At 72.3% G+C, this 26,620-nt stretch carries 24 protein-coding genes; 10 read left to right on the top strand and 14 right to left on the bottom strand.

All coding sequences use genetic code 11. The annotated features are described in order from the left end of the window. Positions 1 to 82: 82 nt before the first annotated feature. Positions 83 to 1,267, bottom strand: coding sequence for an acyl-CoA dehydrogenase family protein (locus TR48_RS06780; protein WP_042364982.1), 1,185 nt, complete (start codon positions 1,265 to 1,267; stop codon positions 83 to 85). An 18-nt stretch (positions 1,268 to 1,285) separates the two neighbouring features. Beyond that, a complete protein-coding gene (locus tag TR48_RS06775; RefSeq protein WP_042364981.1) occupies positions 1,286 to 2,194 on the bottom strand; it encodes an SDR family oxidoreductase in 909 nt (302 codons plus the stop codon). An 81-nt stretch (positions 2,195 to 2,275) separates the two neighbouring features. Between TR48_RS06775 and TR48_RS06770 the strand changes: the two genes are divergently transcribed. Beyond that, positions 2,276 to 3,211: a cyclase family protein gene (locus TR48_RS06770; protein ID WP_042364980.1), complete on the top strand. Its 936-nt coding sequence runs from the start codon at positions 2,276 to 2,278 to the stop codon at positions 3,209 to 3,211. A 403-nt stretch (positions 3,212 to 3,614) separates the two neighbouring features. Here the strand turns inward: TR48_RS06770 and TR48_RS06765 are convergent, their stop codons facing one another. The 5 genes from TR48_RS06765 to TR48_RS06745 form a co-directional block, all read right to left on the bottom strand. Further along, entirely contained in the window at positions 3,615 to 4,652 is a 1,038-nt protein-coding gene (locus TR48_RS06765; RefSeq protein ID WP_042364979.1) for a GDSL-type esterase/lipase family protein, read from the bottom strand. A gap of 102 nt (positions 4,653 to 4,754) precedes the next feature. Then, positions 4,755 to 5,189 (bottom strand): ATP-binding protein, encoded by a 435-nt coding sequence (locus TR48_RS06760; protein ID WP_084728934.1) that lies wholly within the window; start codon positions 5,187 to 5,189, stop codon positions 4,755 to 4,757. A 330-nt stretch (positions 5,190 to 5,519) separates the two neighbouring features. Beyond that, the gene (locus TR48_RS06755; RefSeq protein ID WP_042364977.1) at positions 5,520 to 6,404 is read right to left on the bottom strand and encodes an acyl-CoA dehydrogenase family protein; all 885 of its coding nucleotides are present in this window, start codon (positions 6,402 to 6,404) and stop codon (positions 5,520 to 5,522) included. 3 nt (positions 6,405 to 6,407) lie between these two features. Continuing rightward, positions 6,408 to 7,556 (bottom strand): acyl-CoA dehydrogenase family protein, encoded by a 1,149-nt coding sequence (locus TR48_RS06750; RefSeq protein WP_042364976.1) that lies wholly within the window; start codon positions 7,554 to 7,556, stop codon positions 6,408 to 6,410. Positions 7,557 to 7,580: 24 nt separating this feature from the next. After that, the gene (locus TR48_RS06745; protein ID WP_042364975.1) at positions 7,581 to 8,792 is read right to left on the bottom strand and encodes an amidohydrolase family protein; all 1,212 of its coding nucleotides are present in this window, start codon (positions 8,790 to 8,792) and stop codon (positions 7,581 to 7,583) included. Positions 8,793 to 8,882: 90 nt separating this feature from the next. On the opposite strand from TR48_RS06745, the gene TR48_RS06740 reads away from it, so the two are divergent. From TR48_RS06740 to TR48_RS06730, 3 genes are all read left to right on the top strand, one after another. Continuing rightward, complete coding sequence (locus tag TR48_RS06740) at positions 8,883 to 9,518, top strand: isochorismatase family protein (protein WP_042364974.1); 636 nt, start codon at positions 8,883 to 8,885, stop codon at positions 9,516 to 9,518. After that, positions 9,515 to 11,089: a class I adenylate-forming enzyme family protein gene (locus TR48_RS06735; RefSeq protein WP_042364973.1), complete on the top strand. Its 1,575-nt coding sequence runs from the start codon at positions 9,515 to 9,517 to the stop codon at positions 11,087 to 11,089. The genes TR48_RS06740 and TR48_RS06735 overlap by 4 nt, the downstream gene beginning before the upstream one ends. A 162-nt stretch (positions 11,090 to 11,251) precedes the next feature. Beyond that, positions 11,252 to 12,361 (top strand): alpha/beta hydrolase, encoded by a 1,110-nt coding sequence (locus tag TR48_RS06730; RefSeq protein WP_042364972.1) that lies wholly within the window; start codon positions 11,252 to 11,254, stop codon positions 12,359 to 12,361. A gap of 44 nt (positions 12,362 to 12,405) precedes the next feature. On the opposite strand, the gene TR48_RS06725 is transcribed toward TR48_RS06730, so the two are convergent. Both TR48_RS06725 and TR48_RS06720 read right to left on the bottom strand, forming a co-directional pair. Next, positions 12,406 to 14,550 (bottom strand): bifunctional glycosyltransferase/CDP-glycerol:glycerophosphate glycerophosphotransferase, encoded by a 2,145-nt coding sequence (locus TR48_RS06725; RefSeq protein WP_042364971.1) that lies wholly within the window; start codon positions 14,548 to 14,550, stop codon positions 12,406 to 12,408. A gap of 104 nt (positions 14,551 to 14,654) precedes the next feature. Beyond that, complete coding sequence (locus tag TR48_RS06720) at positions 14,655 to 15,047, bottom strand: STAS domain-containing protein (protein WP_042365045.1); 393 nt, start codon at positions 15,045 to 15,047, stop codon at positions 14,655 to 14,657. 213 nt (positions 15,048 to 15,260) lie between these two features. Between TR48_RS06720 and TR48_RS06715 the strand changes: the two genes are divergently transcribed. Both TR48_RS06715 and TR48_RS06710 read left to right on the top strand, forming a co-directional pair. Beyond that, positions 15,261 to 15,827 carry a sigma-70 family RNA polymerase sigma factor gene (locus TR48_RS06715; protein ID WP_042364970.1) on the top strand — a complete coding sequence of 189 codons (567 nt, stop codon included), beginning with the start codon at positions 15,261 to 15,263 and terminating at the stop codon, positions 15,825 to 15,827. Beyond that, the gene (locus TR48_RS06710; protein ID WP_052442447.1) at positions 15,824 to 16,894 is read left to right on the top strand and encodes a maleylpyruvate isomerase family mycothiol-dependent enzyme; all 1,071 of its coding nucleotides are present in this window, start codon (positions 15,824 to 15,826) and stop codon (positions 16,892 to 16,894) included. The genes TR48_RS06715 and TR48_RS06710 overlap by 4 nt, the downstream gene beginning before the upstream one ends. Positions 16,895 to 17,023: 129 nt before the next feature. Here TR48_RS06710 and purU read toward each other — a convergent pair whose 3' ends face one another. Together purU and TR48_RS06700 are read right to left on the bottom strand one after the other, a co-directional pair. After that, positions 17,024 to 17,875: a formyltetrahydrofolate deformylase gene (gene purU / locus TR48_RS06705; protein ID WP_042364969.1), complete on the bottom strand. Its 852-nt coding sequence runs from the start codon at positions 17,873 to 17,875 to the stop codon at positions 17,024 to 17,026. A 43-nt stretch (positions 17,876 to 17,918) separates the two neighbouring features. Beyond that, positions 17,919 to 18,371 (bottom strand): SCO4402 family protein, encoded by a 453-nt coding sequence (locus TR48_RS06700; RefSeq protein ID WP_042364968.1) that lies wholly within the window; start codon positions 18,369 to 18,371, stop codon positions 17,919 to 17,921. Between the two features lie 345 nt (positions 18,372 to 18,716). Between TR48_RS06700 and TR48_RS06695 the strand changes: the two genes are divergently transcribed. Continuing rightward, positions 18,717 to 19,829 carry an ABC transporter substrate-binding protein gene (locus TR48_RS06695; protein ID WP_161789787.1) on the top strand — a complete coding sequence of 371 codons (1,113 nt, stop codon included), beginning with the start codon at positions 18,717 to 18,719 and terminating at the stop codon, positions 19,827 to 19,829. Between the two features lie 83 nt (positions 19,830 to 19,912). Here TR48_RS06695 and TR48_RS38635 read toward each other — a convergent pair whose 3' ends face one another. Together TR48_RS38635 and TR48_RS06685 are read right to left on the bottom strand one after the other, a co-directional pair. Further along, positions 19,913 to 20,956 (bottom strand): hypothetical protein, encoded by a 1,044-nt coding sequence (locus tag TR48_RS38635; protein WP_052442446.1) that lies wholly within the window; start codon positions 20,954 to 20,956, stop codon positions 19,913 to 19,915. A 151-nt stretch (positions 20,957 to 21,107) separates the two neighbouring features. Continuing rightward, positions 21,108 to 22,487, bottom strand: a complete 1,380-nt coding sequence (locus TR48_RS06685) for an NsdA family TPR-like regulatory protein (protein ID WP_042364966.1) — start codon at positions 22,485 to 22,487, stop codon at positions 21,108 to 21,110. A 293-nt stretch (positions 22,488 to 22,780) separates the two neighbouring features. Between TR48_RS06685 and TR48_RS06680 the strand changes: the two genes are divergently transcribed. Beyond that, complete coding sequence (locus TR48_RS06680; protein WP_042365042.1) at positions 22,781 to 23,482, top strand: bifunctional DNA primase/polymerase; 702 nt, start codon at positions 22,781 to 22,783, stop codon at positions 23,480 to 23,482. Positions 23,483 to 23,878: 396 nt separating this feature from the next. On the opposite strand, the gene TR48_RS06675 is transcribed toward TR48_RS06680, so the two are convergent. After that, positions 23,879 to 24,565, bottom strand: coding sequence for an iron-dependent transcriptional repressor DtxR (locus tag TR48_RS06675; protein WP_042364965.1), 687 nt, complete (start codon positions 24,563 to 24,565; stop codon positions 23,879 to 23,881). Between the two features lie 242 nt (positions 24,566 to 24,807). Between TR48_RS06675 and TR48_RS06670 the strand changes: the two genes are divergently transcribed. Together TR48_RS06670 and TR48_RS06665 are read left to right on the top strand one after the other, a co-directional pair. Then, on the top strand, positions 24,808 to 25,557 hold the full coding sequence (locus TR48_RS06670; protein WP_042364964.1) for a sugar isomerase domain-containing protein: 750 nt from the start codon (positions 24,808 to 24,810) through the stop codon (positions 25,555 to 25,557). A 142-nt stretch (positions 25,558 to 25,699) separates the two neighbouring features. Then, positions 25,700 to 26,617, top strand: a complete 918-nt coding sequence (locus TR48_RS06665) for a DUF4231 domain-containing protein (RefSeq protein ID WP_042364963.1) — start codon at positions 25,700 to 25,702, stop codon at positions 26,615 to 26,617. Positions 26,618 to 26,620 lie beyond the last annotated feature (3 nt).

Genomic DNA, 26,620 nt, shown 5'->3' with positions numbered 1-26,620 from the left:
GCGAGGAACCACCCGGTGCGGATGGCCCTGCGCGTTCGGCGCTCTCCCTACGTGGGTGGCTTGTCGCGCAGTTCCCGCGCCCCTAGGTCGTCCGGGGGAGCCCGAGGACTCTTTCGCTGATGATGTCGCGTTGGATCTGGTCGCTGCCGCCGTAGATGGTGTCCGCGCGGGAGAAGAGCAGCGTGTGCTGGGCCGGGGTGAGCGGGTACGCGTCCGGGTCGTGGGCGCGCCCGTCGGCGAACGCGCCTGGGAGGCCCTGGACCTGGAGCGCCAGCTCCCCGAGCCGTTGGTGCCAGTTGCCCCACACCAGCTTCGCCACCGCCGCCGTGCCGGGCTCCGCCCGGCCCAGCGTGCGGAGGGCGTTGGCGCGCATCACCCACAGGTCCGCCCACTGGCGCGTCAGCGCCTCCCGCAGGACGGGGTCGCGGTCCGCGCCCGAGTTCGCCGCCGCCCGCAGGACGGCGTCGAGTTCGCGCTGGTAGCCGATCTGGCGGCCCAGCATGCCCGCGCCGCGCTCGAAGGAGAGCAGGGTCATGGCGACCCGCCAGCCCTCGCCGACCGGGCCGAGGACGTCGACGGCCCGCGCCCGGTCGAAGAAGACCTCGCTGAACTCGCTGACACCGTTCAGCTGCCGGATCGGGCGGACCTCGATCCGGCCCGGCTCCTGGTGCATCGGCACCAGCAGCACGCTGAGCCCGGCGTGACGCCGCGAGCCGGGCTCGGTGCGGGCCAGGACGAAGCACCAGTCGGCCCACTGGGACAGGGAGGTCCAGGTCTTCTGCCCGCTGACCCACCACGTGGCGCCGGCACCGTCGCCGTCGCCGGCGCCTTCGGCCGCCGGCTCGGCGGCCGTGCGGAGGTTCGCGAGGTCGGAGCCGGCGTCGGGTTCGCTGTAGCCCTGGCACCAGATCTCCGTTCCGGCGGCGATGCCGGGCAGGTAGCGCGCGCGCTGGGCTGCCGTCCCGTGCAACAGCAGGGTCGGGGCGAGCAGTTGCTCGCCGACGATGCCGAGCGGGTCGGGGGCCTCGGCCCGCGCGTACTCCTCGAACCAGACGACCTGCCGGGTCAGGCTGGACTCGGGCCAGCCGAGGCCGATCCAGCCGCCCGCGCCCAGCTCGCGCTCCCAGGCCCGGCGCCGCTCGGCGTCCTCGGGCGCCTTGACGCCGCGGAGGTCAGCGAAGGCCCCGCCGGGGCCCAGCCGTTCGTCGAGCCAGCGGCGTGCCCGCCCGCGGAACTCCTGGTCCGCCGCGTCGAAGCCGAAGTCCATCACCGCCCTCCCCGCGCTCTACGCATGGGGACGCTCCTTCGCGGCGGCCGCCTTCGCCATGGCCTCCAGTTGCTGGAGCATCGGCATCGGGTCCACGCCGACCGTGCCGGGCAGGAAGTCCGCGATGCGCTCCGGCGTCCAGGAGCCCGACGCGGCGTACATGGCCCGCAGTTCACGCGGCTGGGCCCAGACGGCGATCTTCGGCCCGGCGACGGTGTAGACCTGCCCGGTGACCTCGCGCGCGGCGTCGGAGAGCAGGTAGACCACGAGCGCGGCCACGTCCTCCGGCTCGCCGATCTCCTTCAGCTCCATCGGGACGTTCGCCGACATACGGGTGCGGGCGACGGGGGCGACGCAGTTGGCGGTGACGCCGTACTTGTTGAGGCCGAGGGCCGCGCTGCGGACCAGGGAGATGATGCCGCCCTTGGCGGCGCTGTAGTTGGCCTGGCTGACCGAGCCCTGGTGGTTTCCGCTGGTGAAGCCGATGAGGCTGCCGCCGCCCTGCTTGCGCATCAGCGCGGAGGCGGCGCGGAAGACGGTGAAGGTGCCCTTGAGGTGGGTGGCGATGACCGGGTCCCACTCCTCCTCGGACATGTTGAACAGCATCCGCTCGCGCAGGATGCCGGCGACGCAGACGACGCCGTCCAGCCGTCCGAAGGCCTCCACAGCGGTGCGCACGACGCGTTCGCCGCCCGCCATGGTGGCGATGTCGTCGGCGACGGCCGCCGCCCGGCCGCCGGCGGCCTCGATCTCCTTGACCACCTCGTCGGCGACCTCGCCGGCCGGGGCGGATCCGTCGATGCCGACGCCGTAGTCGTTGACCACGACGGCGGCGCCCTCGGCGGCGCAGGCGAGCGCCACCGCGCGCCCGATGCCGCGTCCGGCGCCGGTCACCGCGACCACCTTGCCGCGCAGGAACTCAGCCACGCCGTACCCCTCCTCAAGAATCTGACGGACCGTTAGATTCTTGCCGATGGGAACTCCCAGGGGAAGAGGAGGCGAGGGACCGTGCCCGCACCGGCCGAGTTCGACGAGTTCCGCGACATCGCCAAGCGCGTCAACAACTGGGGACGCTGGGGCGCCGACGACGAGATCGGGACGCTCAACCTGATCACCCCGGAGGTGGTCCGCGCCGCGGCGGCGTGCGTCCGCACCGGCAGACGCTTCGACCTGGCCCTGCCGCTGCGGCAGCAGGGCGTGCAGACGGGCATGATCCCGGGCCGGGTCAACCCACTGCACACCATGGTGGCGCTGAACTTCGAGATGTTCGGGCCCGGCACCATCGCCACCAGCGACGACGTCGCCATGCTCGGCCTGCAGGCGGCCACGCACTGGGACGGCCTCGGGCACGTCAGCCACGGCGGCCGGATCTACAACAACCGCCCGGCCGACAGCATCAACGCCCAGGAGGGCGCGACCCGCTCCGGCATCGAGAAGGCCGGCCCGCTGGTCACCCGCGGCGTGCTGCTCGACGTGGCCCGCGCGCACGGGGTCGGGCGGCTGCCGGGCGACCACGTCGTCAGCCCCGAGGACCTGGACGCCGCCGAGGCCCTGGCCGGCACGACCGTCCGGGCCGGGGACGTGGTGCTGATCCGCACCGGTCAGATGCAGTTCTACCTGGGCGGGGACCGCGAGGCCTACGCCTTCCCCTCCCCCGGCCTGGGTCTGCGCTGTCCGGCGTGGTTCCACGCGCGCGACGTCGCGGCGGTCGCCAACGACACGCTGACGTTCGAGACCTTCCCGCCCGAGGTCGACGGTCTCTACCTGCCCGTCCACGCACTGGATCTGGTGGAGATGGGGATGATGCAGGGCCAGAACTGGAACCTGGAGGCCCTGGCCGCCGACTGCGCGGCGGACGGCGTCCACACCTTCCTGCTGTCGGCCCCGCCCGAGCCCTTCGTCGGCGGCGTGGGGGCGCCGGTGGCGCCGATCGCGGTCAAGTAGCGCGGCCCGGCGACGCGGTGCGGCAACCCGGTGCGGCGACGCGGTGCGCCAACACGGCCGGACAGCGACACGAAGCGGTCACGAACGGGCAATCGGATGGCGGGACGCCGTGCGCGGATGACTCCACGCGTCACGGCGCCCCGCCACCAGCCCCCGAACCCGAGGCCGGGGGTGCCCCCGTCGGCGCCAACGTGCCCTGAACAAGCGCCGACGCGATTCGCACTCGCCAAGGAAGCGGACAGCGTGAAGGCCGGGCGCACCCTTGGCGTCCCCTCGCAACGAATCGCTGAATCCAAGCGTGATCAGGCGGACACGTCACGTCAATGGCTTGTCCGGAATTCGGATTGGTTGCGTACTGTTTGAGACTTCATCTGTTCGCGACCCGAGTCGGCGTCAAGCCGCGTCAGCCGGAGAAGTCGATCTCCGCATAGCGCCGGCCCATCTCCTGCTGGTGGGCCGCGTCCGGGTGCAGACCGTCCGGCAGCACGCCACGCGCGGCGTCTGCCGCGGAACAGAGCTCACGGCCGTCAAGCCAGGTCAGCGCCGTGTCACCGCGCTTGCGGTGGAGTTGGACGGCGTCGTGCAGGCGCTCCCGCAGACCGTCGAGCGTCAGGTCGCCGAAGGCCTCGGACATTCCGTCCGCCAGTTCGGACTCCCGCGCTCCGCCGAACACCGGACCGAGAACGGTCACCGGCACCCGGGGCTGCCGGGAGCGAATTTCGGCCAACAGGCCGTGCACGGCGGGCAGAAAGGTCCGTTCCCGCAGCGCAGCCGAGTTGTAGACATTGATACCGAGTTCGAGCGTTATGAATTCCGCGGAGTGATTTGCCAGCATTCGCCCGACCAGCGGGTCGAGCAGGCACGCGCCGCCGTAGCCGAGGTTGGTGAGGTTGCGGCCCAACAGGCTTGCGGCGGTGGCCGGCCAGGTCTGCGTCGGGGTGGCCTGGTAGCCGTGGCTGATACTGCTCCCGTAGACGGTCCAGCGCGGCCGGTCGTCCGGCAGCGGGTGCAGCGCCTCCCCGTCGAGCGCGCGCACGCCGCGCAGCCGGACCGCGGAGCAGATCGGCAGGGCGATCTCGACGTCCTTCGTGCCCGGCGGCAGACCGCTGAAGACGACGCCCGCGACGCCGAGGGCGGTGGACCGCACGACCTCGCCGTCGACGGCGAGGTCGCACCAGGCCTCGAAGACCGGGCCGCCCGGCAGCCGCACCGACTCGGCGTCCAGCAGCAGCCGCCTGGAGGCCGTCCGCAGCCGCAGCCGCACGCCGCTCGGAGACATCGCGGCCAGCACCAGATCGCGGTGGTGGAGCTCCAGATCCGCGACGGGGAGCCGCCACGGCACGCACCAGGACCCGTCCTCGGCCCATTCGAGGTCGATCGCGCCCTCCAGGGCGCGAGCCGTGCCAGCGGCGTCCCACGCCGTCACGGACGAAACGTTCATGCGGAAGGCCTTCCCGGGGAGCCCGGCGATCAACCGCCCGGGCCGACGGCCGACCGTCGGCCGTCGGCCGTCCCCCTCGGCCGTCCCCGCCGGCCGTCCCCGTCAGCCGACCGCAGCGGCGGGGGCGGCGGCGGGCTGCTCCTCCGGGACGAGCTCGCACCAGACGCGTTTGCCGCTGCCGTCGGGGCACCAGCCCCAGCGGTCCGTCAGCACGCTCACAAGCTCCAGGCCGCGGCCGCCCGTCGCCTCGGACGGGGCGACGCGCTGCGCGGGCGGCGCCTCGCTCGCGTCGGTGACCTCCACGCGCACCGGGCGCCGCTCCGCGCCCTGGCCGACCGGGAAGACGAGCCGCAGCACGGCGGGTGCGCCGGTGTGCACGACGGCGTTGGTCACCAGCTCGGACACGACGAGCACCAGGGTGTCGGCGAGGGACTCGTCGAGGTCGATGCCGCAGCCGGTGAGCCGGCTGCGGGCCCAGCGGCGGGCCCGGCCGACCTCGGCCGGGTCGGCCTGGACCGCCGTCTGCACTTGAAGCACCTGTGCCTGAACCTGCACCTGTCACACCACCCGTGCTTGCGGGACCAGCCGGGCCGGAGCGCCGCGCGAGCCGCGTACCGGCAGGTATGCGTACAAGGATGATCCGGTCTCAGGGCCAGGAGCATGGTCTTCGGGCATATTCCACCCGAGGGGGCACCCAGGGGTGCATACTGCCCCGGCCGTTCTGTCCTCGGCGGCCTCCGGGTCGGCGACCACGTCGGCCCTGCGGGCGGACTGCTTGCTGCGCACCCCCGTGAGCGTAACCGAACCGGACCGCGACGCCCGGAAACCGAGGGGCGTCGCGGCAAAAACACCCTTACGACACCAGTGCTACAAGTGCGTGGCCAGCGCGTCCAGGCAGCGGTCGCGGTCCGCCCCGGCCTGCTCCCACGCCCACGCGCGCTTGAGCAGCCGGTGCACCCGCGCCTCCCAGGTGAACCCCATGCCCCCGTGAACCTGCAGGCAGTCGCGCGCGCCGCGCACGGCCGCCTCGTCGGCGAGCAGCTTGGCCCCCGCGATCTCCCCCGGGTCGCCCGAGACCGCGGCGGCGTAGACGGCCACCCGGGCGAGCTCCGCGCGGGCCAGCATGTCCGCGCACAGGTGCTGGACCGCCTGGAACGCCCCGATCGGCTGTCCGAACTGTTCGCGCGTGCGCGCGTACGCGACCGCCTCGGCTACCGCGCGAGCGGCGAGGCCGGACTGCAGGGCGGCCGTCAGCAGGGTGGCGTCGGCGGCGACGCGACGCGCCTGCGGCGCGGACGCACGCTCGCCCGGGGGCAGGTCGCCCTCCAGACGCCACAGCGGGCGGTCCGGGTCGACGGCGGGCGCAGGGCTCGCGTCGCACGCGGCGGCGGGGAGGACGGCCAGGGAGTCGTCCGGACGCAGCAGCAGGACGTGGTCCAGCCCGGGCAACTCCGGGACGAGGACCGGCCCCCGCGCCGGGACGCGGACCACCTCGGCCCGGCCGCCCAGGCCCAGTACGGCAGCCGCCACCTCCGTGCCGACCAGCGGCCCGGACAGGACGGCGCGCCCCGCCTCCTCGAAGACGAGCACCGCCTCGGGCAGCCCGAGCCCCAGGCCGCCGTCCTGCTCCGGCACCCGGAGCTGGAAGACCCCGATGCCGGTCAGCTCCTCCCAGTCGAGCCGGCGGTCGGTCAACGCCTGGCGCAGGCCGTCCCTGAGCCGCCCCTGGTCCTCGGTCAGCCGGAAGTCCATGCCTCAACGCCCCTTCGGCAGGCCCAGGATGCGCCGGGCGACGATGTTGCGCTGGATCTGGGAGGTGCCCGCGGCGATGGTGTAGGAGAGGCCCTGGAGCCGTTGCGCGGTCCACGGGCCGTCCAGCAGCGCCTCGGTTCCGACGACGCGGGCGGCGGTGTCGTAGAGCCGCTGACGCGCCTCGCTGAACCGCAGCTTGAACACGCTCCCGCCCGCGCCCGGCACGCCCCGCGCGGCGGCCTCGGAGACGTTCCACTGCACGAGCCGCCACAGCGCGGTGAACTCGGCTTCCAGCGAGGCGAGTTCACGTCGCAGTTCGAGGTCGTCCCAGGCGCCGCCGGCGCGGGCGGCGCGCGCGAGTCGGCGCACCTCGCGCCGGCAGGCCACCGCCTCGGAGGCGAAGGCGGTGCCGCGCTCGAAGGAGAGGGTGACCATGGTGACCCGCCAGCCGTCGTTCTCCGCGCCGAGCCGGTCGCCCACCGGGACGCGGACCTCGTCGAGGAACAGTTCGGCGAACTCCGTGGTCCCAGCCAGCGTGCGCAGCGGGCGCACGGTCACGCCCGGCGCGTCCATCCGCATCGCCAGCCAGGTGATGCCCCGGTGCTTGGGCGCCTGCGGGTCCGTGCGGACCAACAGCTCGCACCAGTCGGCGACTTCGGCGTGCGAGGTCCAGATCTTGCCGCCGGTGACCACGTACGCGTCCCCGTCGCGGACCGCGCGGGTGCGCAGGGCGGCGAGGTCGCTGCCGGCGTCCGGCTCGCTGAAGCCCTGGCACCAGACCTCGTCCCCGCGCAGGATCGGCGGGAGGAACCGGGCCCGCTGCTCCGGGGTCCCCTCGGCGGCGACGGTCGGCCCCGCGTGCAGCAGACCGACGAAGTTGGCGCCGACATAGGGTGCCCCGGCGAGCTCGGTCTCCTCGAGGAAGATCAGGTGCTCCGACGGGGTCGCGCCGCGGCCTCCGGCGTCCACGGGCCAGTGGACGCCCGCGTATCCGGCGTCGAAGAGCCGCCGCTGCCAGGCGGTGTCGTAGGCGCGGCGGCCCGGCCAGTCCGCGGGCTCCGGCGCGGGCGGCAGCTCTGGGAGGGTCTTGCCGAGCCACTCCCGGAGCCGTCTGCGGAAGTCGGCCTCGGCAGGCGTGTCACTGAGCTGCATGGGTGCCCTCCCGTCGGGCCGAGGTCAGCGCAGGTGCCCGTCGAGGTCCAGTTCCAGCATCCGGATCGCGTTCCCGCGCATGATCTTGTAGACCACGTCCGGCGCGAGCCCCTGCACGTGGTCCAGCGCCACGGCCTTGGTCTCCGGCCAGGTGGAGTCCACGTGCGGGTAGTCCGTCTCGAAGGTCACGTTGTCGACCCCGACCGTCTCCAGTGAGGCGACCCCGTGCTTGTCGCGGAAGAAGCAGGCGAAGATCTGCCGGTAGTAGTACGTCGACGGCGGCTCGGGGATCAGGTCGCGGACCCCGCCCCAGGCGCGGTGCTCGCGCCAGACGTCGTCCGCGCGCTCCAGGGCGTACGGGATCCAGCCCATCTGGCCCTCGCTGTAGGCGAGTTTGAGCCGCGGGAAGCGCACCAGCACGCCGCTGAAGAGGAAGTCCGTCATGGACGCCATCGCGTTGTTGAAGCTCAGCGTGGCCTGCACCGCCGGAGGGGCGTCCGGGGAGGCGGCGGGCATCTGCGAGGACGAGCCGATGTGCATGCAGACGACCGTCCCGGTGGCCTCGCACTCGGCGAAGAACGGGTCCCAGTAGCCGGTGTGGATGCTGGGCAGGCCCAGGTAGGTCGGGATCTCGCTGAAGCAGACCGCCCGCACGCCCCGCGCCGCGTTCCGCTTGATCTCCGTGACGGCCAACTGCACGTCCCAGAGCGGGATCAGGCAGAGCGGGATGAGGCGGCCGCCGCTGTCGCCGCACCACTCCTCGACCATCCAGTCGTTGTAGGCGCGGACGCAGGCGAGGGCGACCTCCTTGTCGTGCGCCTCGGCGAAGGTCTGGCCGCAGAAGCGCGGAAAGGTGGGGAAGCAGAGGGACGCCTCGACGTGGTTGTTCTCCATGTCGACCAGGCGCGCCTTCGGGTCCCAGCAGCCGCGGCGCATCTGGTCGCGGGTGATGCCCTCCAGCGTCATCTCGTCGCGGTCGAAGCCGACGGCGGCGATGTTGCGCTTGTACGGGAACCGCAAGTCCTCGTAGATCCACCAGTCGGTCGGCGGGCCGTCGGGGTCCATGGAGATGCGGTACCTGCCGCCGACGTACTCCAGTTGGCCGATGCCCGCGCGCAGCGGCTTGGGTCCGCGGTCCTGGTACCTGGCCGGCAGCCAGGTCTCGAAGAGGTGCGCCGGCTCGATCACGTGGTCGTCGACGCTCACCACCATGGGCAGTTCGGCAGAGCTTTCCATCAAGGCTCCCTCTCCGCGACCCTTTACCTGACGGTCCGTCAGATTCAGACTAATCACGGACCCCTGAAGCGGCAAGCGAGTGAGGACCGGATGGCCTTCGTGCTCACGGATGTGCTCGACCCGGCGCACACCGCCGTGGTCACCTGCGAGTGCCAGCAGAGCGTGCTGGGCGAGGACGCGGTCTTCCCCGCGCTCGCCGCGGCAGCCGCGAGGACGGGGCTGGTCGCCAACGTCGCCCGGCTCTGCGCCGCCGCACGCGGGCTCGGCGTGCCCGTCGTGCACTGCACGGCGGAACGGCGCGCGGACGGGCGCGGGGCGAACACCAACGCCCGCCTCTTCACCGCCGCCGCGCGGGCGGCGACCCCGTTCGACCCGGCGCTGCACCCGGGGCTCGGCGCGGACCCCGCACGCGACTTCGTCCTCTCCCGGCTGCACGGCCTCGGTCCGTTCCAGGACACAGGGCTCTCGTCCCTGTTGCGCAATCTGGGGGCGACCACGCTCGTCGTCACCGGGGTCTCGCTCAACGTCGCACTGCTGGAGCTGACCTTCGGCGCGGTCGACGCCGGGCTCCAGGTGGTGATCCCGGCCGACGCCGTCGCCGGGACCCCGCCCGCGTACGCGGAGGCGGTCCTCGCCCACACCCTCGCGCTCGTCGCCACGCTGAGCAGCACGCACGACGTCATCGGCGCCCTTACCACCGCCGGGAGAGACGGGGGAGACTCGTGACCATCACCGACGCGGGAAGCCTCTGGGCCCTGCTGGAGGAACGCGTCGCGGCGACGCCGGACGCGCCCATGCTGATCCAGGCCGCGACCGCGGACACCGGCGACACCGACCGCCGCCTCAGCTACCGCGAGGTGCGCGACCGGGCCGAGCGGATCGCGGCCGGACTGCGCGCCGAGCACGGGATCGAGGACGGCACGCCGGTGGCCTGGCAGCTGCCGACCCGGATCGAGACCGTGCTCGTCTCGCTCGCGCTGTCACGGCTCGGCGCGGTGCAGACGCCGATCATCGCGATCTACCGGGGTGCGGAGGTCGGTCACATCCTGGGCGAGTCCCGGGCCCGGCTCTATCTCGTGCCCGGCGTCTGGCGCGGCTTCGACTACGTGAAGATGGCCGAGGAGCTGACCCGGGGCTGGACGCGGCCGCCCGCCGTCCGCGTCCTGTACTCCGACGCCGACCTCCCCGACGGCGACCCGTCGCTGTTGCCGCCCCCACCGCGCGCCGACCTGGACGACGCGCACGCGCCCGTGCGCTGGGTCTACTACACCTCCGGGATCACCTCCGCCCCCAAGGGCGCTCGCCACACCGACCGGACCCTGATCGCGGGCGGCAGCGGCTTCGCGCTCGCCCTGGACATGAGCCCGGGCGACGTCGGGTCGATCGCCTTCCCCTACGCGCACATCGGCGGCCCCGACTACCTCGTGGCCATGCTGGTGCACGGCTTCCCGGCGCTGCTGGTGGAGGTGTTCGCGCTGCCGGACGTGCTGCCGGCGTACCGGCGCAACGGCGTGACCATGGCCGGCGGCAGCACCGCGTTCTACTCCGCGTTCCTCGCCGAGCAGCGCAAGCTGCCGCCGGGCGAGCGGCTCGTGCCCACCCTGCGGATCCTCTCGGGCGGCGGTGCGCCGATGCCGCCGGAGCTGTACCGGGAGGTGACCGAGGAGATGGGTGTGGTGCTGGCCCACGGCTACGGCATGACGGAGGCCCCCGCCATCTGCATGGGCTCCCCGCGCGACACCTCCGAGCAGCTGGCGCACACCGAGGGCCACCCGGTGCGCGGCTGCGAGGTGCGGGTGGTCGACGGCGAGATGTGGCTGCGCGGCCCGATGGTCTGCCGCGGCTACACCGACCCCGACCTCACCGCCGAGGCGTTCACCGCGGACGGTTGGTTCCGCACCGGTGACCTGGGTCACGTCCGCCCCGACGGGCACGTCCGGCTGACGGGGCGGCTGAAGGACATCATCATCCGCAAGGGGGAGAACATCTCGGCCAAGGAGATCGAGGACCTGCTCTACCAGGACCCGCGCGTGGGCGACGTGGCCGTGATCGGCCTGCCCGACCCCGTGCGCGGCGAGCGCGTCTGCGCGGTGGTCGAGCGCAGGCCAGGCGTGGAGCCGCCGACGCTGGCGGAGGTCGCAACGCGCCTGCGTGCGGCCGGACTCATGGCGCAGAAGATCCCCGAGCAGTTGGAGGTGGTGGACGCGCTGCCGCGCAACGAGACCCTGCGGAAGGTGCTGAAGCACCGGCTGCGGGACATGTTCGCGGCCCTGCCGTGGCAGGAACGGCAGCCCTGAGGCCCCCGGAGAAGCCCCTAGGGGAGGCCCCCGCCGTTCGGGTGTTCGGAGTTCATCCGTTGGTATGAAGAGGTTTTTCAGCTGCTCGGTAGTCTCGAGGGAGCTTGCTTTTCCACCCGTTAGTCGCACCCGGAGACGGGGGAGTTTCCTGAAGGGGCGGCGATGAGTCTCACCGGCACACCTTTCTTCGTGCTGACCGTCATTGTCACGTTGGGCGCACTGACCGCCCTGTACGTGTTCTGGAACCGAATACCCGGACCGAGATCGCTCAGAATGGGCGGCAGACTCGGGCTGGCCCTGTTCAGCCAGCTCACGGCCGTGATCGCGGTGCTCGTCTACGTGAACAACAGCATGGGCCCGTTCTACGAGAGCTGGAGCGATCTCCTCGGCGGGAGCGGCGCTCCACCGGTCACCACCTCCGTCGCCGGCGGCGGCCAGAACGGGCACGACGCCCCGCGGACCGACGGGAAGCTGAACTTCACCCAGTACAGCGCGGGCGTGATGAAGGCGCACGTGATCGGCGCGCACTCCGGCGTCGACGGGAGCCTGTACGTCTGGCTGCCCCCGCAGTACCGCGACCCGGCCTACGCGCAGACCGCGTTCCCCGTCGTCGAGCTGCTGCCGGGCACGCCGGGGACGCCCCAGGCGTGGTTCGGGACGATGCATGTCCAGCAGGAGATGCAGAAGCTGATGGCCACGGGCAAGGTCAAGCCGATGATCATGGTCTCGGCCAAGCTCAACACCATGGGCGGCAACACCGACGCGGGCTGCGCGGACGTCCCCGGTGCGGCCCGGACCGGCACCTGGCTGGCCAAGGACGTGCCCGCGCTGATCCGCGCCAACTTCCGCGCCACGAAGGACCCTTCCGGGTGGGGCATCATGGGCTACTCCGCCGGGGCGTACTGCGCGGTGAACCTGACGGTCCAGCACCCCGACACGTTCCGCTCGGCGGTCAGCCTCTCGGGCTACACGACGCCCGAGTCCCCCCTGGTCACCCGCGACCCCGCGCTGGCGCGCGCCAACAACCCCTACCTGCGCCTGAAGTTGGCCAACCCCCAGCCGCCGGTCTCCTTCCTGATGGCCGGCAGTATGCAGGACCAGGGCACGGTCCCGTCGGCACGTGCTCTCCTGGGAGTCCTGAAGCAGCAGGGGGCGAGCCGCCTGCTGACGGTCCAGACCGGCGGTCACACCCCTGACGTCTGGCGCGCGATGCTGCCGGACGCCCTCACTTGGCTCTCCGCCAGGACGGCAAGCCAGGGCGTCAGCAGCTGACTGTGCGCCCCCGCCGGTGGTTGCACCACCCAGGGGCGCTGCAACTAACTCGTGGGGAAGACCTTGCGGACGACGCGCTCTGCCGCGTGGCCGTCGTCCCAGGGGCAGAACTTGGCGCGGAAGGCCGCGCGGAGCTTGGTGGACTCAGGGGAGTCCGCCGCGCCTCCGGGGAGGAGCACAGCGGCGAGTTCCTCCTCGGTGCGGGCGACAGCGCCCGGCGGCTCGGCCATGAGGTCGAAGTAGACGCCGCGGATGCGCTGGTAGTCCTCCCAGTCCGGGGCGAAGACCACGACGGGGCGGTCCAGGACCGCGTAGTCGAACATCGTCGAGGAGTAGTCCGTCACCAGGACGTCCGCCGCCAGGTAGAGGTCCTCGACGACGGGGTGGCCGGAGACGTCGATCACGCCCGCGTCCTCGGGGAGACCGGCGTCGCCGTAGAAGTAGTGGGCGCGCATCAGGACCGTCGTCGTCGGGCCGAGGCGGCGGGCCAGGGCCACCACGTCGAGGGCGGGGACGAAGGAGTCGTGCTGCTCGCGGTGGGTGGGGGTGTAGAGGACGACGCGGTTGCCCACGGGGACGCCGAGGCGGTCGCGGATGCCGGCGACCTCCGCCGGATCGGGGTCGGCCAGGCGGTCGTTGCGGGGGTAGCCCGTCTCCAGCACCTCGTAGGGGCCGGGGTAGGCGCGCTGGAACGCCTCGCTGGAGTGGGGGTTGGGCGAGACCAGGTAGTCCCAGCGGCCCACGTGCTCCAGCAGGCGGTCGAAGTCCATGCCGTCGGCGGCCAGCGGACGGTCGCGCAGGTCCAGGCCGAGGTACTTCAGCGGGGTGCCGTGCTGCGTCTGCACATGCACCGAACCGGCCCGCTTCGTCATCGTGTGCGGGAAGTTGACGTTGTTGACCAGGTACTTGGCGGTGGCCATCAGGCGCAGGTAGCGCGGGGTGTTGGCGAGCACATAGGGGACGCCCTGCGGCAGCGCCGCGGCCTGCGCGGGGGTGTTCACCACCCAGACCCCCTTGACCTGGGGGGCGAGTTCACGCATCCGCTCGTAGATCGCGGCGGGGTTGCAGCTGTAACCGCGGTACCAGTAGGCGGCGTAGACGGCCAGATTCTCGTCGATCGGCAGCCGCCGGTACGTCTCGTACAGGCCGCGGCGGCCCGCGCCGCGGACCGCGCGCTTGACCGTGCCGGGGAGCGTCCGGGGCAACGCCTGCAGCGGGCGCAGGCGCTGGTACGCGCCCCACGCGCCGCGGTCCACGAGGCGGTACTGGACGCCGCGCAGGCCCTTGGGGAAGGTGTGGCCCGCCGGACGGTGCCGGCGGAAGTGCTCGGTGGTGCGCCGGAAGAAGTCCTCGCGCCGGTCGTCGGGGACCAGGCCGGGGGTGTCCAGGACGGTGACGGCCTGCTTGACCGTGCGGTCGAAGACGAGTCGGCACAGGCTCGGGCCGATCTCGGGGCGGCGGTCCAGGAAGGCGAAGATCGCGTCGTACTGGGCGAAGACGTCCGCGTGCTTGGACGAGGCGGTGTTGGTGATCGCCCCGGCCCGCTGACGGCGGTAGAAGTACAGGTCCCGGTCCAGGTAGCTGAGCGTCCGGGCGGCCAGCAGCAGCGGGTAGGTGACCGAGATGTCCTCGTAGTAGCCGCCGCCGAAGTGGACGTCGAGCGAGGCGAGGAACTCGCGGCGGACCACCTTGTTCCAGACGGACATGATCATCTGGATCAGTCCGGGCCGCTCGGCCAGCGTGAAGGTCGGCGGCAGCGGCGGCTCGACCAGCAGGCGGCGCCAGGTGTCGGGCTCGGTCGCGCCGTCGGGGTAGACCCGGGCGAAGCCCGTGATCAGCACGTCGGGGCGGACCTCCGCCAGCCGCGCGACGACCTCGTCGACCGCGCCGTCCGCCAGCCAGTCGTCGCTGTCCACGAACCAGACGTACTCGCCCGTGGCCTCCTTCAGACCCTCCTCGCGGGCGCCGCCGAGGCCGCGGTTGGCGGCGAGGTGCTTCACCTTCAGCCGCCGGTCGCGGGCGGCGTACGCGTCGAGGATCTCCCCGCTGCGGTCGGGCGAGCAGTCGTCGACCGCGATGACCTCCAGGCCCGGCAGCCTGGACGCCAGGATCGAGTCGAGGCAGCGCGGGAGGTAGTCGGCGACCCCGTAGACGGGCAGCACGATGCTGAGGGAGACGGGCGTGGTCACGGCGGTGTGCTGCTCCAGGTCGTGCGGGGTGGGCTCCCCTCAGACTCTACTGGGCCCGCCCGGCCCCGCGGCCTTGAGTTGCGTCACTGAGGGCCGTCGCCCGGTCACTGCGGACCGCGCTCGCCCCGGGTCTGCTCCACCACCGTGAACAGCCGGTGCACCCCCAGCGCCGCGAAGACACGGTGGACCTGGGAGGGGATCGCACCGGGCTCCAGATCCGTGCGCGGCAGCACCAGCCGCAACTCGCCGCCGCAGGAGCGCAGCAGGCGGCGTGCGCCGATCAGCACACCCACCCCGGACGAGTCGCAGAAGCGCACGTCGGCGAGATCGACGACCACCCGCCTCGACCCGTTGGCGACGGCCTCCCGCACCGCCTCCCGGACTTTGCCGCCGGTGCCGAGATCGAGATCACCGTGCACTCTCAGCAGCAGCCAGCCGTCGTTCTCCTCGCGCTCCACGCGCAGTGTTGTCGTCACGGTGCCACGATTCTCCAGCATGTTCATGATGTTGTTTCAGGTTAGCGTCGTCGTCCGCGGGATCTGACACTCCGTGCCATCGTGCCTGGCATTTAGTTTCCTCAAACATCCGGACGACACACACGCGTCGGCGCTAGATTTCGTGTGAGGGTTCCTTGAGGATTCCTTGGCTTTGTCTTGTTGGTCGTGGTTTGTGCGAACTCGCACACCCCCTGGGGCGGGACGGTGGTGCCGGTGTCGAGTCCCACGCCGATCCGCTGGGACCGGCAGATCCAGCGTCGGCTGGCGCGTGGTGAGGAGTCCGCGCTGGGCGAGCTGTACGACCAGTTCGCCCCGCTCGTCCACGGCCTGGCCAACCGCGTCCTGGGAGACCAGGCCGCCGCCGAGGAGATCACCCAGGACGTCTTCGCCCAGGTCTGGGAGCATCCGGAGAGCTTCGACCCGGCGCAGGGCTCGATGCGCTCCTGGATCGGCACGTTGACCCATCGCCGTGCCGTGGAACGCCTGCGCCGTGAGGCGGCCGGGGCGGACGCCGGCGCCGGGGTCGCCGACGGCGCACCGCTGGAACCGCCCAACGTGGAGGAGGAGGTGCTGGCCGCGGCGACCGCCGCCCGCGTCCAGTACATCGTGTCCTCACTCCCGCAGGCCCTGCGGGAGACGCTGCTGCTCACCTACTTCGGCGGCCGCACGTACCGCCAGGCGGCCAAGGAACTGGGCATCGCCCCGGACACGGCCAAACACCGGATGCGGCTCGGCCTGCAGTTGCTGGCCACCGCCCTCTCAACGGAGCCTGCGCTGTGAGCGCGGCGGACGTCGAGATCGGCCGCATCGGCTCGGAGGTCCACGAGGAGCTCCGGTCGCTGCTCGGCGCATGGGCACTCGACGCCTGCGCCGTGGAGGAGGCGACCCGGCTGGAGGCGCACCTCGTCGGCTGCCCCTCCTGCCGCGAGGAGGCACGCCAACTGCGCGACGCCGCGGGCTGGCTCTCCGCCGACGAGCCGCTCGACCCCGAGCCCAGCCTGCGCCGTCAGGTCCTGGACGGCTGCCTCGACCGGCGCGAACCAGCGTTCCGCGTCCCCGCGTACGCCGAGCCCTTCGTCGCCGAGACCGCCCGCCTCGACGCGCTGCTGCGCGACCTCGGCGAGCTGGACTGGATGGAGCCGGCCACGCTGCGCTGGCACGCGGGCAGCGAACAGCGCCGCCCCGCGGACGTGCTGTGCCATCTCGCGGCGGTCGACGGCGTCCTCGCCCGCACCCTCGGCCTCCCCGACCCGACGGAGGGCGCGGACCTCGCCGAACGCGACGCCCGGCTGTGCGCCGAGCAGGCCGCGCGCCCGCCCACGAGCGTGCGCGCCCTCTGGCGCGCCCAGACCCGCACCATCGTGGAGTCGGCGGCGCTGGCTCCGCCCGATGTGGCGGACCGCGTCGTCGACTACGGGGCGTTCCAACTCCCGCTCGCTGACGCGTTCCTGGATCGGGCCTTCGAGTGCTGGATCCACGCGGAGGACATCGCCGAGGCGGTCGGCTACCCCTACCACCCGCCGCGCGGCGCGCACATCCGCTCGCTGATCGGCCTGGCAGCGCGGATCCTGCCCCACGTCTTTCCGGGCGAGCCGGGCGCGGGCCGCGTCGTGAAGCTGATCGTCGAGGGCCGCGGCGAGGGCGAGTGGCTCATCCCCGTCGACGCGCCCGGCCCCCCGCCGCCCGTCGGCACGGAGCCGACTGCCACGGTGGCGATGGACGGCATCGAGTTCTGCCACCTCTGCGCCGGGCACAGAGACCCCCACCGCATCCCCGCCGGCATCACCGGCGACCGCGCTCTCGCCCGCGCACTCCTCGCCGCAGCACCCCTGCTTTCGCGCCCGTGAAGACCCTCGGAGGCAGGGGGAACTGAGCGACAAGCCACCCGGTGCGGTGAGTCGCCGAACGCGCAGGGCCATCCGCGCGGGGTGGTTTCTCGCGCGGTTCCTCCCGCCCCTGGGCAGTGCCGCCGAAGGTCAGGTGAAGACGACCGTGCGGGAGCCGTTCAGCAGGACGCGGTGTTCGGCGTGCCACTTGACCGCGCGGGCGAGCGCCTGGCACTCGACGTCGCGCCCCAGGGCGACCAGCTTCTGCGGGGTGACGTCGTGGCTGACGCGCACGACCTCCTGCTCGATGATCGGGCCCTCGTCCAGCGCCGCGGTCACGTAGTGGGCCGTCGCGCCCACCAGCTTCACGCCCCGCGCGTGGGCCTGGTGGTAGGGCTTCGCGCCCTTGAAGCTCGGCAGGAAGCTGTGGTGGATGTTGATCGCCCGCCCGGCCAGGGCCTTGCAGAGATCGTCCGACAGCACCTGCATGTAACGGGCGAGGACCACCAGGTCGACCCGCTCGTCGTCGACGATGCCGAGCAGCCGCGCCTCCGCCTCCGGCTTGGTGTCGGCCGTCACCGGGATGTAGTGGAACGGGACCCCGTACGAGCCCACCAGCTCCTCGAAGTCGCGGTGGTTCGAGACGACCCCCGCGATCTCCACCGGCAGCGCGCCGCTGCGCGCGCGGAAGAGGAGGTCGTTCAGGCAGTGGCCGAACCTGCTGACCAGCAGCAGGACCCGCATCTTGTCCTCGCCGGAGCTGATCTGCCACTCCATGTGGAACGCTTCACCGGTCGCGGAGAAGCTGGCGCGCAGCTTCTCCAGGGTGACCTGCGGCTCGGCCGAGAAGTGCACGCGCATGAAGAAGAGGCCGCTGTCCGGATCTCCGAACTGCTGGCTGTCCACGATGTTGCAACCGGTGATGAACAGGTAGCTGGACACGGCGTGGACGATGCCCTGCTTGTCGGGGCAGGAGAGGGTCAGGATGTACTGCTCGGCCATGCGGAAACTCTGCCACAAACGGACGCGGTGACGGCTTGCCGTCTCACGCTCCGGCGGTGCGGGTGAGGATCGAGAGCATCGCGAGCGAGCGCGGGGCCGCCTCGGGGTCCTCGCCGTCGGCCATGGCCAGGCGGACGTGGGCCTCCTGGCAGGCGCGGATCGCCTCGGGCCAGGCGTGGTGCTGGAAGTACGCCTCCGCGGGCGCGTCGGGGCCGACCTGGTGCATGATCCGCAGAACGCGGAGCACGGCGGTGTCCACGGCGGTCGCCTCCGCGGAGTCGCGGAAGATCGAGCCGACGTACTTCTCCGCCGACCAGCGGTCCAGCCAGGTGTCCTCGACCAGGCGGTAGACGGCGTCGGTGACGTCGCCGTAGCCGTCGCGGCCGGCCGACCAGCACTCCTGCTGGAAGCGCGGGTCGCCGAGCATGTGCAGCGCGGAACGGACCCGGGCCCGCCAGCGCCACCAGGGAAGGTCAGTGAGCGGCATGGCGCCCATCCTCCTGGAGCGGGTAGGGGTTCGAGAAGTCCTTGACGCGTCGTGCTGGGCTTGCATGGGTCACGATCCTACGTTCTACGCGTGTCCTCACTCTGTGTTCACCGGCATGCGACCCTTTGTTCTCCCGGTTGCCCCTCGTGCTTCCCGGTTCGGGACAAGGGTGGCCTTCCGCATGTACTTCCGGTATGCGGGGAGGGCACGGTTCAGATGAAGCTCAAGGGGGCTGATAGCGCCAGGCTATTGCGTCGCACGGGTGCGGCGGTAGCCGCGACCGCGCTGCTCGGTGGGGGACTGAGCGGCTGCGGAGGCGACGCGAGCGCGGACCCGTCATCGCCGATCACGGTGATGACGTGGGCTCCGATGAACGGCAAGGCCGGAGCCGAGCCCGGAATGCCCGGGATCGCCCAGGCCATCGCCCGGTACTTCAACGACAACGGCGGCGTCGCCGGACACCCGATGCGAGTGATCACCTGCAACGAGGACAACGCCTCGGGCGGGGCGATCGCCTGCGCCAACAAGGCGACCGCGGCGGACGTGGTGGCCGTCGTCGGCTCCGACAGCCAGTACGGCGACCAGTTCATGCCGCTGCTGGAGAACGCCGGCATCTCCTACATCGGGGGGTCCGGCGCCTCGGCTGCCGAGTTCAGCTCCCCCTACTCGTACCCCGTCAACGGCGGCTACCAGACCCTGCTGGTCGGCAACGGCGAGCAGCTCGCCGCGGCCGGCTGTCACCGGGTCGCCATCGTCCGGCCGGACTCCGCCGTCGGCGACTCGATGTACACCTTCCTGAACAACGGTCTCGCGCAGTACCACCTCACCGCGACCGACGTCCCGACCAAGGAGGGACGCACCAACTACCAGCACGAGGTGCAGGTCGCCGTCGGCTCGGACCGGCCGCACGACTGCGTCACCAGCGCGCTGGACGCGGCCTCGACGCAGACCTTCTTCGACAGTTGGCGCCAGGCCGCCCCGGCCAACGCCCGCCTCTCGGCGCTCATCGGCAGTTTCCAGCAGTCGCTGGTCGACAGCATGGGCGGCGTGGACGGCCCGCTGGAGGGCGCGATCGCGACCGGCTGGTACCCGCCGGACAGCAGCCCGGTGTGGAACGAGATGAACGCGGTGATCAAGAAGTACGCGTTCACCAACAACAACATCAACCCGTCGGACCCCGGGGTCCAGACCACCTGGATCGCCTTCGAGGTGTTCCGGAAGGTCGTGGACGGCCTCAAGGGCCACCCCGTCACGGCAAAGGAGGTGCACGCCGCGTTCGACGCCACGGGACCCGTCACCACGGGCGGCGCGACGCCGCCGCTGGCCTGGCAGGACGGCAATCTGGTGAGCCTCCCGGCGACCCCGCGGACGGTCAACACCGACGTGTCCTTCCAGCAGGTGGTCAAAGGCGAGCTCACCGAGGCCCACTCCGGCCTGGTCGACGTCAGTTCGGCGCTGACCCGCTGACCTGCCGCCGCACGGTCCGACGCTCCCGAGGTCCCGCCGATCCGCTGCGCGCGGCGCGATGACGCGCCGCGCCGCTGGGCCGCTCAGAGCTGGCCCGGCTCCTTCGTCGGGAGGTTGTTCGCGGACGCGATCTTGTTCCAGAGCGCCGCGGCGTCGCGCTTGGCGAGCGTCGCGTTGCTGCTGGCGCTGACCGCCGCGGTCGACTCGCCGCCCTCCTTGGGGTGGTGCTTCTTCTGGCAGATCGGCGCCGACTCCGCCGCCCACGCGGCGTAGTGGGAGTCGGCCTGCTGGGAGGCCTGCCAGCCGGCCGTCAGCTTGGCGACCAGCTCCGTCCCGGAGGGCAGCGCGCTGACCTGGAGCTGGCCCAGCTTCGTGATGAGGCTCAACCGGTCCTGGGCGGCCGAGGTGAGCGTGGCCTGATCCTGCGGCAGCGTCTGGCAGGCCTGGACGCTGGCGACGGCGTTGACCACCGCGGTGCGGTTGCTGGACGCCGTGTCCAGCAGCGCACTGAGCGCCGTCGCCTGCGCGAGCTGCGCCGTCTTGTCGCCGGGGCCGGGGCCGGCCGTCGCGCCGTGCTTCGCCGTGGCGCCGCCCTTGTCCGCCGACGCGCTCGCGGAGGAGCCGCCGCTGAGCAGCGCGCCCAGACCGATGCCGAGCACCGCGCACCCGGCCACGACCGCGATGCCCAGCGTGCGCATCGAGGGGCGGTTGCGGTGCGGGCCGTCGTCGTAGCCGTGGTCGTCGTACGGCTCGTAGCCGCCCTGGTCGTACGGGGACTGCTCGTACTGCGGCTGCTCGTACTGCGGCTGCTCGAAGTGGGACGGCTCGTACGGCGCCCGCTCGTACGGCTGCGTCTGCTCGTACGAGGCGCCGTAGGCGGCCTGCTGGGTCTGCTGCTGCGGGAAGCCCTGGAACGGCTGCGTTCGGGCCGCGTAGCCCGGCTGCGCGCCGTACGGCTGGGGCTCCTGGGCGGGGGCCGCCGGCATCGGCGGCAGGTACTGGGTGGCCGCGGGCTGGGCCTCCGGCGCGGGGAGCGGGGCGCCGTACGCCGCCGTGGGCCCACCGTCGGCCGGACGGAACAGGTCGTCCGGGGTGAGCTCGTCGGGGTTGGGACGACGATGGTTCACGCGCTCTTCCTTAGCTGTGGACGGCGCCCGCGCCGCGCATGGGCGCGCTCACGACGCGGGACACGCTACCCGTTCACACCAACGGGTGACCATCCTGGGGGATGGGGACTCCCCCGTCCCCGCACCCGGCCGTCCACGGCTCCGGCCGGGCTCAAGCGGCGGCCTCCGCCATCGCGCGAGCCTGGAACTCCTGGACGGAGCGCTGGTGGCGGTAGGGCTCCAACATCCGCCGGAAGTCGTCCAGATACTCCGTGCCGCGCGCGGAACGCAGCCCGGACATCAGTTCCATCGCCCGCGCGCCCGTGTCGCAGGCCTCGTCCACATCGCGCAACTGCAGCTGGGCGATGGCCAGCAGGACCAGATCGACCGCGCGACGGCGCACCCGAGACTCCGGGTGACCGCGCAGCGCCTCCTGCGCCTGCCGGGCGCTCTGCCGCGGCTGCTCCAAGTCGCGGTGGCAGTGCGCGAGTTCGTCGGCGAGGTAGGCGTGGTCGAAGTGGCCGATCCAGTCCGGATCCTCCTCGGGACGGCTGTGGTCCAGCTGTTCGAGGGCGAGCCCGGCCACCGCGTCGCAGCTGCGGCTGTCGCCGAGCAGCGCGTGGCCGCGCGCCTCGGCGGCGTAGAACATCGCCATCGCCGTCGGGGTGGCCTGGCCGCGGGCGCCCTCCTGGGCGGCGCGCGCCAACTGCGCGATCTCCCGGGGATTGCCGAGCGCGGCGGCGAGGTGGCTCATCGATGACGCCAGCACGTAGCCGCCGTAGGCGCGGTCACCGGCCGCCTGGGCGAGGCGCAGCGCCTGGATGTAGTACCGCTGGGCCAGCCCCGGCTGCCCGGTGTCGATGGCCATGTAGCCGGCCAGCTCGGTGAGCCGGGCCACCGCGCCGAAGAGCTTGCGGCCGGTCTCCTCCTTGTACGCGCCCGCGAGCAGGCCCGAGACCACGGAGTTGAGGTAGTGCACCACCACCGGCCGGACGTGGCCGCTGCCGAAGCGGTGGTCCAGGTCGACCAGCATCTGCGTGGTGGCCTGCACGGCCTCGACGTCCGCCGGGCCGACGCGCGGCCCGCCGGTGCGGGCGACGGAGAGGTCCGGCCCGGTGATCAGCCAGTCCCGGCTCGGCTCCACCAGCGCGGCGGCGGCGACGGACGCGCCGCTCAGGAAGTCGCGGCGGCCGACATCACTCCGCCACAGCTCGCTGACCTGCTCCACCGCGCCCGGCAGCGTCGCGGCGAACTGCAGCCCGACGCTGGAGGAGTGGCTCTTGCCGTCGGACATGCCGATCTCGTCGACCGAGACGGTACGGCCCAGCTTCCGCCCGATCGCCTCGGCGATGACGGAGGGGGCCTGCCCGCGCGGCTGCTGGCCGCGCAGCCAGCGGGCGACCGAGGTCTTGTCGTAACGCAGATCCAGTGCGTGTTCGGCCCCGCACAGGTTGACCCGGCGGGCGAGGCCCGCGTTGGAGCAACCGGCCTCCTGGATCAGGGCCTGGAGCCGTTCGTTTGGCTGTCGTGCGACGAGCGGTCTGGCGGCCATGGACGTCACTGCCTCCCCTGGAGAGTCGGAGGTCGCAGGACAGGAGCATTCCCCTGATGCGTTCCGGTGATGCGTCACGAGGTGTCAAGAGCGGTCAATGGCTGGGAAATAGCGACATTGGGCCGACTGCTGACAGCGTAGCGAAGCATCGGGGGCACACGTAGCCGCTCACCCCGGGTGCACCCCCCGTGCGCCCCCTGGCGTGCAACCGCGCGCCCCACTCCGCGCGTCCTGTTGGGCCGACTTTTGCCGCCCACCCGTAACCCCTGGTCCGCGGCCGAGTTGTGCAGCACGTGGAAGACACCCTGGGAGCCACCGAGCAGGACGGCCGCGCGGACGCCGGGAGGGGCGTGCGGGATCTCCTGTTGCAGGCGGCCGTGACGTACGCGGAGGACCGGCACTGGGAGGTCTCCCCCGGTGCCTGGCTGCTGGAGGACGACGGCCCCCCGCGCTGCTCCTGCGGCGACCTCGCCTGCCCCATGCCCGGCGCGCACCCCGCCACCCGCGACTGGACGCGCCGTGCCAGCTCCGGCCCCGGGGTCGTGCGCCGCTGGTGGACGGAGAACCCCCAGGCCTCGATCCTGCTGCCGACCGGCCGGTCGTTCGACGCGATCGACGTGCCGGAGGTGGCCGGCTGCCTGGCGCTGGCGCGGATGGAGCGGATGGGCCTGCAGCTCGGCCCGGTCCTCGCGATGCCGGGCGGCCCCGGGCGCGGTCGCCGGCTGGTCTTCCTGGTCCTGCCGGGCGCGCTGCCGAAGCTTCCGGACATGCTGCGCCGCCTCGGCTGGGGCCCGGGCCGGCTGGACCTGGTCGGCCACGGCGACGGCGGCTGGATCGTCGCGCCGCCGACGCGCATCGGCGCGCTCGGTTACGCGCAGTGGGCCCGGGAGCCCACCACGATGAACCGCTGGCTGCCCGAGGCTGCCGAGGTCATCAACCCCATCGCTTACGCCTGCGGCCGAGAGGCGCCGCTGCCCGCACACGCGGGGCAGTAGCAGAGCCCGGCAATCCCCTGTGCCCCCGAGTCCCGCGGTGTCGCCTCCCGCGGTCGACCGGGGGCGCAGTCGTCTGTGCGGCGAAGGTCATATATGTGCGATGAGGTAGATGACTACCCGCACGCCGAAGCGGAAAAGCCCCACTTTCGAGTGACCGGGCTCAAGGATTGCCGGGATCTGCCGAGGAAATGAATTCCGGCATCAGCGCCGCAGCCGGACGAGAGGAGCAGGGCGCACTCCAGGGGGCGCCCGGAGGGGAAGCCGGGCACGGTTCGGGGGTTCGGGGGCGGGGGAAACCAGGGGGTGGAGGAGGGGCCTCGGCACTCGGGGAAAAGAGCCGAGGCCCCTCCCTCTCCGACCGTGGGGGAATCCCCTGACCAGAGAGGGAAGAGGGAATCAGGCCCGGGCGACGAAGACGTGGGCCGCGATGTCCTTGTCCAGCTCCGCCGCCTCGCCGCCGCTGCCGACGAGGATGCCGCCGGTGGACTGGGTCACGTTGACCACGGCGCCGGGCTGCACGCCCGCGCGGCGGAGCGTGTACATCAGCTGCGCGTCGGTCTGGATCGGCTCGCCGATGCGCCGGACGACCACGCTGCGGCCGTCCTCGCCGGAGGCCAGCTCGTCCAAAGTGACCAGCGACTCGGCCTCGTCGGCCGGGGCCTCGCCCAGCTCCTCCAGACCCGGGATGGGGTTGCCGTACGGGGACTGCGTGGGGTGGCGCAGCAGCTCCAGGACGCGGCGCTCCACCGCCTCGCTCATGACGTGCTCCCACCGGCAGGCCTCCGCGTGCACCTGCTCCCACTCCAGGCCGATCACGTCGACCAGCAGGCACTCGGCGATCCGGTGCTTGCGCATGACCCGGGTGGCGAGCTTGCGGCCCTCCGGCGTCAGCTCGAGGTGGCGGTCGTCGGCGACGGTGAGGAGGCCGTCGCGCTCCATCCGGGCGACGGTCTGGCTGACCGTGGGCCCGCTCTGCTCCAGGCGCTCCGCGATGCGCGCACGCATGGGGACGACGCCCTCCTCCTCCAGCTCGAAGATCGTCCGGAGGTACATCTCGGTGGTGTCGATCAGGTGGCCTGACATCGGACCGCGGGCTCCGTTCCTCGGTGGTGCACCGGTCGCGCTCCCGGTTGCTCCTCAATTCTTACGCATCGCACCGACAACCCGGACGGCTTTTGGCCAGCGTCCGACAACGCGCCGCGCACGCCGTCGGCGGCGGTGTTGACAGCGGCACCGGCGACCCTGCACCGTGCCCAGCAGATGTTGCGCGCACGCTAGAGCTTCAGTAGAGCCTCAGTCCGCTACTCAGGGGAGCCGAAGACCCGATGAGCGATCTCGCCGGTCAGTACCTGGACGCCGCCGTCGCCCACCTCCTGCGGATCAGGGACGAGGAGGCCGCCGGGATCGAGGCGGCGGCCGAGACGCTCGCGCGGACCGTCAAGGAGGGCGGTCGGATCTTCACCTTCGGCGCGGGGCACTCCTCCCTCCCGGCCCAGGACGTGGTCTACCGGGCCGGCGGTCTGGTGCTGATGAACCTGCTGACCGTCCCCGGCGTGATCGGCGTCGACGTGGTCCCGGCCCACCTGGGCAGCGCGCTGGAGCGCGTACCGGGGCTGGCGACCGCGACGCTGGACGCGGGACCGGCCCGCGCGGGCGACCTGCTGTTCGTGATCTCTCTCTCCGGACGCCAGGTGATGCCCGTCGAGCTGGCCCGCCACGCCCGCTCGCGCGGCCTGACGGTGGTCGGGGTGACCTCCCTCGCCTACCCGGGTCAGGTGACCTCGCAGCACCCGGACGGGCTCTACCTCAAGGACGTCTGCGACCTGGTGCTGGACAGCAAGATCGCGGTCGGCGACGGCGAGCTGACCGTGGCGGGCGCGGAGACCACCTTCGGCCCGGTCTCGACGCTGACCACGACGGCGCTGATGCAGTCCGTCGTCGCGGTCGCCGTCGGCAAGCTCGCCGCGGCCGGGATCACCCCGCCGCTGTTCCGCTCCGGCAACGTCGACGGCGGCACCGACTGGAACGCGAAGCTGATGGCCGAGCACAAGGACCGCATCTTCTATACCTTCTGACACCACGTCACCCTCCGGACGCGCACGCGTCCGGACCGGACCGCTCCGCTCGCCGATTGCGTGAATACGTGTGCTGCGCACGGACGGTGGGCAGGTTGACACTTGTTCATGGCGGCCAGCGAGGGCGAGGGGGCAGTCGGCCATGGTCCAGAACTCTGCTCGGGACATCCGTGAGGACGGACTGATCCCCGAGCCGTATCCCACCATCGATCAGGTCGCCGTCAACGAGCAGCAACGGGCCACCCGTTGGTACGGCGGGCAGATCCTCGCCCTGTTCGCGGCGTCCGCGCTCGGCATCGCCGACTGGCACGCCGGGGGCCTGGACGTCTCACCGGCGCTCTCGCTGGCGGCGTTCCTCGCGGCCTTCTACTACTGGAGCCGGCTGCGCGCCAGGCACCCCCAGACGCTCTGGTTCGAGAGCCGGGCGGCGGCCGAGTCCATCAAGGGCCTGGTCTGGCGCTACTCGATCCGGTCCCGCCCGTTCGAGGGCGAGGCCCACGCACCGGACGCCGACGAGCAGTTCCTCGACGAGATCAGCGAGATCTTCGAGATCTACCGCGGCCTCGGCGTGATCGGCGCCGAGGAGCAGCCCTCGATCACCGCGGAGATGACGCACCTGCGCGGCCAGAGCCTGGCCGTCCGCCGGGAGATCTACCTGCGCGAGCGGGTCCGCTCCCAGCGCGTCTGGTACACCGGCAAGGCCGACGCCTACGACAACAAGAGCACCGTCTGGTCCATGGCGACGCTGGCGGCCATCTGCTTCGGCCTGGCCCTCGCCCTGCTGCAGATATCCGGCGCGCTCCACGTCCACGCGCTCGGCACCTTCGCCACCATCGGCGCCGCGATCACCGCGTGGACCCAGCTCAAGCAGTTCCGGCCGCTGGCCGCGGCCTACCGGGTCGCCGCCAGGGAACTGGAGCAGATCGAGAACCGGCTCGCCAGGCTCAATCCGGCCGAACCGGGCGCGGAGGAGCTCTGGTCCCGCCTCGCCCGGGAGGCGGAGTCCACGCTCGCCAAGGAGCAGGCGGTGTGGCGCGCCCGGAGCGATCGCCGGATCTGAGCC

The sequence above is a fragment of the Streptacidiphilus neutrinimicus genome, assembly GCF_000787815.1.
Classification (GTDB): domain Bacteria; phylum Actinomycetota; class Actinomycetes; order Streptomycetales; family Streptomycetaceae; genus Streptacidiphilus; species Streptacidiphilus neutrinimicus.
The sequence above is the reverse complement of the archived record's forward strand: the minus strand, read 5'-3'. Positions and strand labels throughout refer to the sequence as shown.